The sequence below is a fragment of the Curtobacterium sp. C1 genome (assembly GCF_021049325.1).
Classification (GTDB): Bacteria; Actinomycetota; Actinomycetes; order Actinomycetales; family Microbacteriaceae; genus Curtobacterium; species Curtobacterium citreum.
The window spans coordinates 3,229,528-3,241,842 of sequence record NZ_CP088076.1; the positions used below are offsets into that span (position 1 = coordinate 3,229,528).

Here is a 12,315-nt window from a genome sequence, read left to right on the forward strand (position 1 = left end):
CTTCGGGAGGAGGAGGGGGACCCCAGCACGCTAGCCACCTGTCGGGTCGCTCAGGTTTCCGGCAGGTGAACGATCCGGTCCACCCCTCGCCGGGGGCCACCCCGCCGCGCGGTCAGTGTGCGACCGGCACCCACTCCCGCCCGACCCGGTGCACCGCGGGCCCGTGCCCCGGCAGCAGCACGCCCGGCATCGGCAGCGCCCGCGCCGACTCGAGCGCACGCTCCTGGTCGGCGGTGAAGAACGGCGTGATCATCCGCGGCCGGGGCGACCACGATGCGGGCTGCGTGTCGTGGTGCGACACGACGGCGTCGCCCGTGACGATCGCGTCCGCCGCCGGCAGCAGGTAGGCCGTCGACCCGTCGGTGTGCCCGTCGGCCGGCAGCGGCGTGATCGCCCGCCCGGCGAAGTCGGCCCCGGTGAAGGCGCGGACGGACGGCACGGTCGTGGGGCGGAGGGCGTCGGAGCGCAGGGCGCGGGCGAGCCAGCGGAGCGTCCGGGGTGCGGCGAGCCGTCCCCCGATCTCGGCCGGGGTCACCTGCTGCCGCTCGGGTCCGCGGACGTTGTCGAGCTCGTCGGCGTGCGCGAGGACCTGCACGTGCGGGTGCCGCTCGAGGATGCCCGGGATCCCACCGACGTGGTCGACGTGCCCGTGGGTGACGTACACACGCCGCAGGTCGGCGAGGTCGTGCCCGGCCCAGCGCACGGTCTCGAGCACGAGGTCGCTGTCCGCCGGGTAGCCCGCGTCGATGAGGGCGACGCCGTCCTCCTCCGCGAGCACGACCCAGTTCGAGACCGGTCCCTCGACGAAGACGACCCCGGGGGCGACGGAGACGACGGACCGGGGTTCGCGGGAGCTCATGCCCCGACGGTACCGGCGTCCGGCTCGTCGTCCGTCCGCCGCGCACGCGTCTGCGACGCGCGGGCCGCGAGTTCGTCGTCGGCCGGGTACCCGACCTCGGTCAGGGTGAGTCCGACGGCGGGCGCGACCGCGAAGGCGCTGGTCCGCTGCTCGGCGACCCGGAGTTCCTCGAGCCGGTCCGGGCCGAAGCGGCCCTCCCCCACGGCGATGGTCGCGCCGACCATCGCGCGCACCATGGAGTGACAGAAGGCGTCGGCCTGGAGGCGCGCCACCAGCACGCCGTCCGGCTCGCGGTCCCAGCGGAACTCCTGCAGCGTCCGGATCGTGGTCGCGCCCTCGCGCGGCTTGCAGAAGGTCGCGAAGTCGTGCAGGCCGAGCAGCGTCAGCGCACCGCGCTCCATCGCCACCGGGTCCAGCCGCGTCGGGTGCCAGAGCGTGTGCCCCCGACGACGCGGATCGCGACCGGCCTCGGCGTCCGCGACCCGGTACTCGTAGCGCCGCCAGAGCGGGGAGAAGCGGGCGTCGAACCCGTCCGGCGCGACCGACGCCCGCGTCACCACGACGTCCCCGGTGCGCCCGGCGAGCCCGTTCAGCCGCTTGACGAGCCCGTCGAGCGACGTCCGCGGCGGCCCGTCCGGCGCCGACCGGCGGGGTCGGGTCAGCGCCCCCCACTGCTCCGCCGACAGGTCCAGGTGCGCGACCTGGCCGGTCGCGTGCACCCCCGCGTCGGTGCGTCCCGCGACGGTCAGGAGCGGCGGCGCGCCCCACCGGGTGAACACCGTCGCGAGTGCGTCCTCGAGCGCCCCCTGCACGGTCCGCAGGCCCGGCTGCCGGGCCCACCCCGAGAACGCGGCTCCGTCGTACGCGACGTCCAGGCGCACCCGCACCGCTGCCGAACCGACCGTCTCGTCCACGCGAGCGAGCGTACCGGGGGCGAGGCGCGCCTCCCGTCCGGCGGTCGCCGTGCCGCGCGACCGCGAGCCGGTGTCAGCGCGTGTCAGCCCGTGTCAGTGCCACGTCAGTGGCGCGTGAGCGCCCCTCGGCACCATCGACTTCGACATCGACGAAAGGACCATCCCGATGACCACCACCCCCCTCGCGGTCGAGGCAACCGGCCTCGTCAAGACCTTCGGGTCGAACCGCGCCGTGGACGGCGTCGACCTCCGTGTGGAGGCCGGGACCGTCTACGGCGTGCTCGGGCCGAACGGCGCCGGCAAGACGACCACCATCTCGATGCTCGCGACCCTGCTCAAGCCGGACGGCGGCGAGGCCCGCGTCTTCGGCCACGACGTCCGCCGCGAGCCGCAGACCGTCCGCTCCCTGATCGGCGTGACGGGGCAGTACGCGAGCGTCGACGAGACCCTCAGCGCCACCGAGAACCTCGTCATCTTCGCGCGGCTGCTCGGCCTGTCCCGCGGCGACGCGAAGCGCAGGGCGACCGAGCTGCTCGAGCGGTTCGGCCTGACCGAGGCGGCCTCCCGTCCCCTCAAGGCGTTCTCCGGCGGCATGCGTCGGCGCCTCGACCTGGCGGCGAGCCTGATCGCGCAGCCGCCGCTGATCTTCCTCGACGAGCCGACCACGGGGCTCGACCCGCGGACCCGCGCGCAGATGTGGGACACGATCCGGGAGCTCGTCGCGACCGGGTCGACCGTGCTGCTCACGACGCAGTACCTCGACGAGGCCGACCAGCTCGCCGACCGCATCGCCGTGATCGACCACGGCCGCGTCGTCGCCGAGGGCACCGCCGACGACCTGAAGTCCTCGGTCGGCACGGCCTCGCTGCAGCTGCGCCTGGCGGACGCCGACCCGGGGTCCCTCGCGACGGCGGCCGCGCTCGTCGAGCGGGTGCTCGGCACGCCGGCCGTGGTCAGCCCGGAGGGCGCGCGCCTGACCGCACCGATGACGGCGCCCGACCGCGTCACCGACCTGCTCGTGTCGTTCCGCGACGCGGGTGTCTCCCTCGCCGAGATGAGCGTGCAGAAGCCGACGCTCGACGAGGTGTTCCTCACCATCACCGGTTCGCCGTCGTCCCCGGACGACCAGGCCGAGACCGAGCGCGCGCTCGAAGGGAGCCTCGCATGACCACCGTCCTCGAACCCAGCACCACCGCCGCGCCCCGGGTCACCCCGCGTCCGGGCGTCGGCGGCTCCGGCCTCGCGGCCACGGTCCGCCAGTCGTTCACGATGGCGTACCGCGGCCTCGTCAAGATTCGTCGGACGCCCGAGCAGCTGTTCGACGTGACGCTCATGCCGATCGTCTTCACCGTGATGTTCACGTACATCTTCGGCGGCGCGATCTCCGGCGACGTCGGCAGCTACCTGCCCGTGATCATCCCCGGCATCCTCGTGCAGACGGCGATCACGTCGTCGGTCGTCACCGGTGTCCAGCTCCGCGAGGACATGGACAAGGGCGTCTTCGACCGCTTCCGATCGCTGCCGATCGCCCGCATCGCCCCGTTGGCCGGCGCCCTGCTCGCCGACACCGTCCGGTACGCGATCGCCACGACGATCACCTTCGTGGTCGGCATCGTGATGGGCCTGCGCCCGGCCGGCGGCCTCGGTGCGGTGCTGCTCGCCGCCCTGCTCGTGATCGCGGTCGCGTGGGCGATCAGCTGGGTCTTCGCGTACTTCGGCGTCATCGCCCGCACCGCGTCGAGCGTGTCCGGCATCGCGAACCTCGTGCTCTTCCCGCTGACGTTCCTGTCGAACGCGTTCGTCCCGACGAACACGCTCCCCGCGTGGCTCCGGTGGTTCACCGAGGTCAACCCGGTCTCGCACCTGATCACCGCGGTCCGCGACCTGGTGAACCACGGTACCGTCAGCGGCGACCTGTGGCTGAGCCTGCTCGGCGCCGCGGTCATCGTCGCGGTGTTCGCGCCGCTGACGGTCCGCGCCTACATGCGGAAGGCCTGAGGCCCCCGCTGCCCGGTGCGCCTCACCGCCCGACGCGGAGCCCCTCGAGGAGCGCTCGCGTCCGCACGACGACCTCGTCCGGCCCCCAACCGGACGAGGTCGTCTCCGCGTCCGCCAGTGCCTGCTCGCCGACACCGGCCACCAGGAGCGGTCGGACCCGTGCGTGTGCGAGGACGGCGTAGTCCTGCCGGGTGCCGACCCGCGTGGCGACCGCCCAGCAGCGGGCCGCGTCCGCCGTGCGGCCGTCCCGCAGCAGCGCGATCGCCAGGCCGAGCAGGGCGGTCCCGACGACCGGCATGTCGAGCCACGCGGACCGCAGGCGCAGCTGGACGAGGGCTCCGGTCCGCAGACGGCGTGCGACGTCGCGTTCGCCGGCCGGGAGGCGCGTGCCGGCCCCGTCGGACCGGCTCGCGTCGGCGGCGCGGTCGGGTCCACTTCCGCGGTCGCGTTCGGGTTCGTGCTCGCGTTCGCGTGCTCGTTCGCGTTCGTCGACGGCGGCGATGCGGGCCGCGCCGGCCATCAGTCGCCAGTGCACCGCGCGCGTGCGGGGGTCCCGCAGCAGGTCCCACGCCGCGGTGTACGCCGCGGCCGCGCGGTCCGGTTCGCCCGCCCACCGCGCACACTCGGCGTCGATCGCGAGCGCGAGCACCCCCACCTGCGCCGCACCGTCCTGCGGTCCACCCCGGAGGGTCACCGGGCGCAGGCGCAGGTCCTCGGCGATCGTGCGGGCCCGGTGCAGGTCGCCGGTGGCGGCCGAGGCGAGCCCGACCGTCCAGCTGATCTCGTACAGGTCGTCGTCGGCGCCGAACCGCTCGAGCTGCTCGCGGGCCGCCCCGGCGGTGGCGAGGGCCTCGGCGTAGCGGCCGCCCTGGGCGTGCAGCTGCGTGAGCGTCACCGCCGCCGAGCCGCTCGTCCACGCGTCCCCGGTCACGGCCGACAGCTCGGCGGCGCGACGGGCGTAACGGAAGGCCGCCTCCGGTTCCCCGGCGTTCTCGGCGAGCGGTGCGCTGAGCATGTGCGCGAGGCAGGCCACCCCGGGGTCGCGGTCCTCCCGCAGGCGCGCGAGGAGGGCCGACCCCTCGACCGGTCGGCCGAGTGACAGGAGCAGGTCGGTCTCGGCGTCGAGCACCGGGAACCCGGTCGTGCCGGTCCGCCGCAGCCGTCGGAGCGTCGAGATCGCCCGGGCGCTCGTCCGCAGGTCGCCGAACGCCGCCGAGGCGCCGCAGAGGACGAGCGAGACGACGGTCGCCGCGCGGGCGTCCGGCGCGACGGGTCGGTCGCGGAGCAGGGCCACGACGTCCGGGGCGGCGGCGACGACCTCGCCGTGGGTACCGCGGAACGTCCAGTACCCGGCGAGCGCCGCGAACACGTGCGCGACCGTCGGGACGTCGTCGTCCCGCAGCGCCCACCGGAGCAGCGTCACGAGGTTCTCGGCCTCCCGCCGGACCTCCCGGAACGCGACGAGCTGCGCGGGACCGGAGGTGGCGAACAGGTTCCGCGCCGCCGAGAACCCGCGACCCCAGGACGTCATCGCGGCGCGGACGTCGTCGATCGCGCCACGGTCGGTCAGCCGTGCGGCCCCGAACTCGCGGACGGTCTCGAGCAGCCGGTAGCGCACCGGCTCGCCCTCGGTCTCGACGAGCTGCACGAGGGACTGCTCGACGAGCTCGGCGAGGTCGTCGAACGCCGCGAGGTCGTCCCCGCCCGGCGCCACGGCCTGCACGGCGTCGACGGGGACCCCGTCCGGGAAGAGCGCGAGCCGGGTCAGGAGCTCCTGCGCCCCGGGGTCGAGGAGCCGCCAGCTCCACTCGATCACCGCGAGCAGCGTGCGGTGCCGTTCGGGGGCGCTGCGGTCGCCGCCGCGGAGCAGGGCGAACCGGTCGTCGAGCCGGCGTTCGACCTCCTCGACGCTCATGCCGCGGACGCGTGCGGCGGCGAGCTCGATCGCGAGCGGGGACCCGTCCAGCCGGGTGCAGATGCGCCGGACCGCGTCGACCGGCAGCATCGCTCCGGGGCGGGCCGCGCGGGCACGGTCCGTGAAGAGCCGGACGGCGGCCCCGTCCTCGGCGACGGGGAGCGGGGCGAGGGGGGCCACGACCTCGCCGGCGACGGCGAGCGGTGCGCGCGAGGTCGCGAGCACCCGGAGCGACGGCGCCGCGGCGAGCAGCTCGGCGGTCTGCCGTGCGACCCCGGCGACGAGGTGCTCGCAGTTGTCGAGCACGAGCACGGTCGGCCCGTCGTCGAGCACCCCGACGACGCGGCTGCGCAGGTCCGTGGCGACGGCGTCCCGGATCGACCGCGCCGAGCGCACCTCGGCGATGCCGAGCAGCGCCGCGAGCGTCGGCAGCAGGTCGTCGGCGTCGGTCAGCGGGGCGAGCTCGCACACCACGACCGCCGTCGTCGCGGGGAGTCCCGCGGCGACGGCCTGCGCGAGCCGGGTCTTGCCGAGACCGCCGGCACCGAGCACCGTGACGAGCCGGTGGTGCGCCAGCAGGTCCGTGACGGCGGCGAGGTCGGCCTCGCGCCCGACCAGGGCGTTCGGCGCGGCCCGGAGGCCGATCCGTCGCGCGGCCCCTGCGGTCGGGACTGAGCGGCGGAGCAGGTCGGCGTTCAGTCGCACGAGCTCGGCGGAGGGATCGGCACCGAGCTCCTCGACCAGGCGGTCCCGGTGCGCCGCGAACACCGCGAGCGCCTCGGTCACCCGGCCGTCCGCGGCGAGGGCGTGCATGCACCCGGCCACCGCCACCTCGTCGAAGGGGTCCGCGGTGGCCTCGGCGAGCCAGACCGCGGCGGCCTCGGCGGTGTCGCCGGCGTCGAGCAGGAGCCCCGCGAGCCGTCGTCGGAGCGCACGACGCACCGCGGCCGCACGCTCGGCGAGCTCCTCGCCCGCAGTTCCCTCGACGTCCGATCCCGGGTCGCCACGCCAGGCGTCGAGCGCCGCACGGATGGCGGCCGGATCGTCGCTCGCAGCCGCACGCTCGGCGCGGAGGAGATCGACGTCGCCGTCATCGCCGCCACCGAGCGCGTACCCGGTACTCGTCGAGACGACCAGGCCGTCCGCCACGCTCCGGCGGAGCCGGGACACGAGCGTCTGCAGGGCCGCACGGGCGCCCCGGGGACGCTCCTCCGGCCACAGCTCGTCGATGAGCGCCTCGGTCGTCAGGGTCTGCCCCCGGGCGAGCACCAGCGCGACGAGGAACACCCGCGCGAGCGCACCCGGCACGGCCGTCGGCACCCCGGACCGATCAGCGACCGACACGGGCCCGAGCACGCTGATCCGGCAGTCGTTCGGCACGGTCGGAGTCTACGGACGTCGTTGTCGGATCGAGATGTCCGCCAGGTTCCGTGGACGCCTCGCAGCCCTAACCTGAGCACATGCACACGTTCACGAGGGGGGTCGTGGGGCTCGCGCTCCTGGCCGCGGCGGCGACCGGACTCGCCGCCTGTTCCACCGACGGCGCACCGCCACGCGCGGCGACGACGTCGACGCCGACGCCGATGTCGGACCCGACGTCGAGTCCGACCGAGGTCGCGGCGGAGCGCAGCACGACCGTCGACTTCGGCCCCGCGCCGGAGCAGGCCACCGCCCCGCCGTGCTCGACGCTCCTACCGAGCGACCTGGTGGACGTCATCGTCCCCGGGGCCACCGGCACGGACCTGCTCACCGACGCCGCGCACGTCAACGGCACCTGGTCGTCGATCCGTGTCGACGGCGGCACGGAGTGCTGGGCGACCAACGGCGTCTCCCCGCTCGACGTCGTCACCCCCACCGAGCAGGGCGACCCGGTGTTCGAGGGCATCTCGGTGTCGGTGCTCCCCCGCGCAGCGGCGGCGTTGGACGCGGCGACCACGGCAGCATCCCAGTTGCAGGACGCACCGCTCGAGCCGACGTGCGACGCCAGCGACGCGGCCCGCGTGTACTGCCGCGGCGACGTGCTCGCCCAGAACGCCTGGGTCTCCGTGGCCGTGACACGACTGCAGGACGACGCCGACGCCACCCCCGAGGCGATCGAACCGGCCTACCGGACGCTCCTCGAGCGCGTCCGGGCGGCCGTCGCGGCGTCGCCCGCCGGGACCCAGACCGGCCCGGACTCGCCTGATGCGTCCTTCACCCCGTGCTCCCCGGACCGCGTGAACGCGGTGACCACGGTGACGCTCCGCGACCCGTACCACCGGACCGACACCGTCCCCTGGCTCGCGCAGGCCGCCACGACCCGGGCCGGCGGCGAGCACTGCGTGTTCGGGAGCGGATCCGGCTGGGAGTCGGTCGACGCGGCCTGGTCCACCACACCCCGTGCCGGGTGGTTCGTCGAGCAGCGACTCGGCGCGGGGCTGGTCGACCGCGCCGACCGCGTCGATCTGCCAGGACTCGGCGACGGCGACGGCGCGTGGCGGACCTGCGACGACACCGCGTGCTCGATCGACGTCGTCCACGACGGCACCTGGACGCAGTACTTCCTGCAGCGTCGTGTCGCCCCGAACACGAGCGAGGCCGTCCTGCGGTGGGCGGAGTCGTCCTTCCGGGTCTGACGGAGCGCGTCACCGCTTCCGGCCGAACGGTCCCGTCTTCGTGTCGACGTCCTCGGTCGCGCGCTTCTCCGACTCGAGCACCCCACGCAGGGCGATGATCGCGCTCGAGGTGACGGTCACGTGCGAGGGGTTCGAGCGGCTGGCGTCGAGCGCCTCCTCGAGCCGCGCGATCGCACGGTCACCCTCGTCCTCCGGGCACTCTCCGCGAACCACGCAGGCGACCTGGCGGAGCGCCGCCGCGAACGGTTCGGCGAACGCCGGGTCCGGGCGCCCGAGGCTGTCCGCGACCGGACCCGAGCTGGCCACGAGTTCGGTGAGATCCGTCGTGTACCAAGCGGCTCGTTCCAGGGCACGGAACCGGGCACCGTCGGTGGCGAGCCGGGCCCGCGAGCCGCGGAGGGCCGAGCGCGGGTTCATCCGGCGGCTCTCCTGCGCGACCGACACCCGGTCCCGCACGTCCGCGATCGCCCGGTCGAGCTTCGCCTGCTGCCGGTCCCACGCGTGCACGTCGGGTTCGCCCTCGTCGAGGACGTCGGCGAGGTCGTCCAGGTGCTCCGCCAGGACCCCGTTCACCTGGTCGATGCGCCGTTCCGCGTCCCAGAAGTGCAGCGGCGGCACGATCGCGAAGTTCACCGCGAGGCCTATGGCGATCCCGATGCCCATCTGCACGACGTACGCGAACGAGTAGTTCTCGGCGTTGCCCCCGCCGACGAGCAGCACGAAGAGCGCCGCCATCGGCACCCACGAGTACCCCTCGCCGAGGACCCGGAACCCGCTCACGAGCACCCCGAGCCCGACCACGAGTGCGACGGCGATCACCCCGGGGTCGCCGACGAGCATCGTGAACCCGGCGATGAGGATCCCGAGCGTGATCCCCACGAGTGTCTGCACCCCCGCACGGATGCCGGCGAACACGGTCGTCCGCATCGCCACGATCGCTCCGAGCGGTGCGTAGTACGGGTACTCGGCCGCGACCCCGGGGGCGTACTTCGCCAGCGTCCACGCGATCACGGCCGCGAGCGCGGCCTTCGCCGCGAGCAGCAGCCGCGGCTGCGTCCCCGAGTCGCGGCTCCACTGCCACACGCGGCGCCCCGCGCCCGTGATCCGCTCTGCTCGTGCCATGACGCGGCCACGGTACGTGCGGGGCGCTGTGAACCCGTCCGGACGGGAGGCACGTGGCGGGCCCGCCCCGGACCTCCCGTCCGCCCTGCGGTCACCGCCGGAACGCGAGGAAGCCCCCGCGACGTGCGTCGCGGGGGCTTCCTCGGTGAGGTGCGGTGCCTTACTTGGTGTCGTCAGCCTCGGCGTCGTCGCCCTTGGCGGCGGCGTCGTCCTCGACCTCGGCAGCAGCCGCGGTCTCGTTCTCGGTCTCGACCGGGGCCGACTCCTCGGTGGTCTCGGTCTCCTCGACCGGGGCCTCCTCGGCGGGGGTCTCGGCGGCGGCCGGCGCGGCAGCAGCCGGGGCGGCGTCGCGCTTGACCGGAGCGGGCTTGCCCGAGACCGGCTCGAGCACGAGCTCGATCGAGGCGAGCGGCGCGTTGTCACCCTTGCGGAAGCCGAGCTTCGTGATGCGGGTGTAGCCGCCCTGACGGTCCTCGACCTGCGGGGCGATCTCGGTGAACAGCGTGTGCACGACGGACTTGTCGCGCAGGATGCTGATCACGCGACGACGCGCGTGCAGGTCGCCACGCTTCGCGAACGTGATGAGACGCTCGGCGACGGGACGGAGGCGCTTGGCCTTCGTCTCGGTGGTCGTGATGCGACCGTGCGTGAACAGGGCGTTGGCGAGGTTGCTCAGCAGCAGGCGCTCGTGGGCGGGACCGCCACCGAGGCGGGGGCCCTTGGTGGGCTTCGGCATGTCAGTTCTCCAGTGGTGAAAGTGGTGCGCGCGTCAGCGCGCGTGCGCGTTCGCGCGAGGTCAGTTGGACTCGTCCTCGTCGTACCCGCTGTAGAAGTGGGCGCCGTCGAATCCGGGGACGGTGTCCTTGAGGGACAGGCCGAGCTCGGTGAGCTTGTCCTTGACCTCGTCCACCGACTTCTGACCGAAGTTGCGGATGTTCATGAGCTGCGTCTCCGACAGGGCGACGAGCTCGGACACCGTGTTGATGCCCTCCCGCTTGAGGCAGTTGTAGCTGCGGACCGACAGGTCGAGGTCCTCGATCGGGGTCTGCAGCTCGTTCGAGAGCACCGCGTCGACCGGCGCGGGGCCGATCTCGATGCCCTCGGCCGCCGTGTTCAGCTCGCGAGCGAGACCGAACAGCTCGACCAGCGTGCGGCCGGCCGACGCGATGGCGTCGCGCGGCGAGATCGCCGGCTTCGTCTCGACGTCGACGACCAGGCGGTCGAAGTCCGTGCGCTCACCGGCACGCGTCGCCTCGACGCGGTAGGTGACCTTGAGGACCGGCGAGTAGATCGAGTCGATCGGGATCTGACCGGCCTCGCTGAACTCGGAACGGTTCTGCGTGGCCGACACGTAGCCACGGCCACGCTCGATCGTCAGCTCGAGCTCGAACCGCGCGGTGTCGTTCAGGGTCGCGATGACGAGGTCCGGGTTGTGGATCTCGACACCGGCCGGAGCGGAGATGTCCGCTGCGGTGACCTGACCGGCACCCTGCTTGCGCAGGTACGCGGTGATCGGCTCGTCGTGCTCCGAGGAGACGACGAGGCTCTTGATGTTGAGGATGATCTCGGTGACGTCTTCCTTGACACCGGGCACGGTGCTGAACTCGTGGAGGACACCGTCGATGCGGATGCTGGTGACGGCCGCGCCGGGGATCGAGGAGAGGAGCGTGCGGCGCAGCGAGTTGCCGAGGGTGTAACCGAAGCCCGGCTCGAGCGGCTCGATGACGAAGCGCGAGCGGTACTCGGAGATCGACTCCTCGGTCAGGGTGGGGCGCTGTGCAATGAGCACTGTGGGATTCCTTTCGGCGGAGTGTCCGCTATATGACACTCGGCGGTACGACGGGGCCGACCGGGCCCCGACGGGTCTGTTGAGTTGTGATCACGCGCACGGTCGGGCCGGGAGGGCCCGGCGTGTGCGATCGAACGACCAGGAATGGCCGGCCCCGCTCGCTCCCGTTGCGGGCACGAGCGGGGGACGGCCGGTTGCTCCTCGCGTCAGACGCGGCGGCGCTTCGGCGGACGGCAGCCGTTGTGCGCCTGGGGGGTGACGTCGTTGATCGAGCCGACCTCGAGGCCAGCGGCCTGGAGCGAGCGGATCGCGGTCTCGCGACCCGAGCCCGGGCCCTTGACGAAGACGTCGACCTTCTTGACACCGTGCTCCTGCGCCTGACGGGCAGCGGACTCGGCGGCGAGCTGCGCCGCGAACGGCGTCGACTTGCGCGAACCCTTGAAGCCCACGGCACCCGAGGACGCCCAGCTGAGGACGGCACCCGACGGGTCGGTGATGCTGACGATGGTGTTGTTGAACGTGCTCTTGATGTGGGCCTGGCCCACGGCGACGTTCTTCTTCTCCTTGCGACGCGGCTTGCGCGCGGCAGTCTTGGGGGTAGCCATGATGATCTCCTATCGGGCCTTCTTCTTGCCTGCCACGGTGCGCTTCGGTCCCTTGCGGGTACGCGCGTTGGTCTTGGTGCGCTGACCGCGCACCGGGAGACCACGACGGTGGCGGAGACCCTCGTAGCTACCGATCTCGACCTTGCGGCGGATGTCGGCGGCGACCTCGCGGCGGAGGTCACCCTCCACCTTGTAGTTGCCCTCGATGAAGTCACGGAGGGCGACGAGCTGGTCGTCGGTCAGGTCCTTGACGCGGATGTCACCGGAGATACCGGTCTCGGCGAGTGCCTGGACCGCGCGGGTACGGCCGACGCCGTAGATGTACGTGAGTGCGATCTCCACGCGCTTCTCGCGCGGGATGTCGACGCCTGCTAGACGTGCCATGTGCTGGCTGCTCCTGTTGTCGATGGAGGTGTGGCGCAGTACCGGTGCCCGGGCCTCCGCCCCGAGGTGTCCCCCGTGGCCGGAGCCGCGGGATCTGGTACTGCGTGTTCAGTG

At 73.5% G+C, this 12,315-nt stretch carries 11 protein-coding genes; 3 read left to right on the forward strand and 8 right to left on the reverse strand.

Annotated features, from left to right (window positions below):
• Positions 1-112: 112 nt before the first annotated feature.
• Positions 113-859 (reverse strand): MBL fold metallo-hydrolase, encoded by a 747-nt coding sequence (locus LQK89_RS15475; protein WP_058743224.1) that lies wholly within the window; start codon positions 857-859, stop codon positions 113-115.
• Positions 856-1,773 (reverse strand): tRNA pseudouridine synthase A, encoded by a 918-nt coding sequence (locus LQK89_RS15480; protein ID WP_058743223.1) that lies wholly within the window; start codon positions 1,771-1,773, stop codon positions 856-858. The genes LQK89_RS15475 and LQK89_RS15480 overlap by 4 nt, the downstream gene beginning before the upstream one ends.
• Before the next feature lie 166 nt (positions 1,774-1,939).
• On the opposite strand from LQK89_RS15480, the gene LQK89_RS15485 reads away from it, so the two are divergent.
• Complete coding sequence (locus tag LQK89_RS15485) at positions 1,940-2,941, forward strand: ATP-binding cassette domain-containing protein (protein ID WP_231049632.1); 1,002 nt, start codon at positions 1,940-1,942, stop codon at positions 2,939-2,941.
• Complete coding sequence (locus LQK89_RS15490) at positions 2,938-3,771, forward strand: ABC transporter permease (RefSeq protein ID WP_231049633.1); 834 nt, start codon at positions 2,938-2,940, stop codon at positions 3,769-3,771. The genes LQK89_RS15485 and LQK89_RS15490 overlap by 4 nt, the downstream gene beginning before the upstream one ends.
• 22 nt (positions 3,772-3,793) lie before the next feature.
• Here LQK89_RS15490 and LQK89_RS15495 read toward each other — a convergent pair whose 3' ends face one another.
• Complete coding sequence (locus tag LQK89_RS15495; RefSeq protein ID WP_231049634.1) at positions 3,794-7,066, reverse strand: BTAD domain-containing putative transcriptional regulator; 3,273 nt, start codon at positions 7,064-7,066, stop codon at positions 3,794-3,796.
• Between the two features lie 80 nt (positions 7,067-7,146).
• Between LQK89_RS15495 and LQK89_RS15500 the strand changes: the two genes are divergently transcribed.
• Positions 7,147-8,301: a hypothetical protein gene (locus tag LQK89_RS15500; protein ID WP_231049635.1), complete on the forward strand. Its 1,155-nt coding sequence runs from the start codon at positions 7,147-7,149 to the stop codon at positions 8,299-8,301.
• 9 nt (positions 8,302-8,310) lie between these two features.
• Here LQK89_RS15500 and LQK89_RS15505 read toward each other — a convergent pair whose 3' ends face one another.
• The 5 genes from LQK89_RS15505 to rpsM form a co-directional block, all read right to left on the reverse strand.
• Positions 8,311-9,423, reverse strand: a complete 1,113-nt coding sequence (locus tag LQK89_RS15505) for an FUSC family protein (RefSeq protein ID WP_231049636.1) — start codon at positions 9,421-9,423, stop codon at positions 8,311-8,313.
• A gap of 160 nt (positions 9,424-9,583) precedes the next feature.
• A complete protein-coding gene (gene rplQ / locus LQK89_RS15510; protein ID WP_144803868.1) occupies positions 9,584-10,159 on the reverse strand; it encodes a 50S ribosomal protein L17 in 576 nt (191 codons plus the stop codon).
• A gap of 60 nt (positions 10,160-10,219) precedes the next feature.
• Positions 10,220-11,212 carry a DNA-directed RNA polymerase subunit alpha gene (locus LQK89_RS15515; RefSeq protein ID WP_058742348.1) on the reverse strand — a complete coding sequence of 331 codons (993 nt, stop codon included), beginning with the start codon at positions 11,210-11,212 and terminating at the stop codon, positions 10,220-10,222.
• Between the two features lie 206 nt (positions 11,213-11,418).
• Positions 11,419-11,817 (reverse strand): 30S ribosomal protein S11, encoded by a 399-nt coding sequence (rpsK, locus tag LQK89_RS15520; RefSeq protein WP_017885507.1) that lies wholly within the window; start codon positions 11,815-11,817, stop codon positions 11,419-11,421.
• 9 nt (positions 11,818-11,826) lie between these two features.
• Positions 11,827-12,201, reverse strand: a complete 375-nt coding sequence (gene rpsM, locus LQK89_RS15525; protein WP_058742347.1) for a 30S ribosomal protein S13 — start codon at positions 12,199-12,201, stop codon at positions 11,827-11,829.
• Positions 12,202-12,315: the final 114 nt, after the last annotated feature.

Excerpts from the sequence above, each read along its gene's own strand:
- LQK89_RS15475 (WP_058743224.1), bottom strand. The coding sequence starts at position 859 with ATGAGCTCCCGCGAACCCCGGTCCGTCGTCTCCGTCGCCCCCGGGGTC.
- LQK89_RS15485 (WP_231049632.1), top strand. The coding sequence starts at position 1,940 with ATGACCACCACCCCCCTCGCGGTCGAGGCAACCGGCCTCGTCAAGACC.
- LQK89_RS15490 (WP_231049633.1), top strand. The coding sequence starts at position 2,938 with ATGACCACCGTCCTCGAACCCAGCACCACCGCCGCGCCCCGGGTCACC.
- LQK89_RS15500 (WP_231049635.1), top strand. The coding sequence starts at position 7,147 with ATGCACACGTTCACGAGGGGGGTCGTGGGGCTCGCGCTCCTGGCCGCG.
- LQK89_RS15505 (WP_231049636.1), bottom strand. The coding sequence starts at position 9,423 with ATGGCACGAGCAGAGCGGATCACGGGCGCGGGGCGCCGCGTGTGGCAG.
- rplQ (WP_144803868.1), bottom strand. The coding sequence starts at position 10,159 with ATGCCGAAGCCCACCAAGGGCCCCCGCCTCGGTGGCGGTCCCGCCCAC.
- rpsK (WP_017885507.1), bottom strand. The coding sequence starts at position 11,817 with ATGGCTACCCCCAAGACTGCCGCGCGCAAGCCGCGTCGCAAGGAGAAG.
- rpsM (WP_058742347.1), bottom strand. The coding sequence starts at position 12,201 with ATGGCACGTCTAGCAGGCGTCGACATCCCGCGCGAGAAGCGCGTGGAG.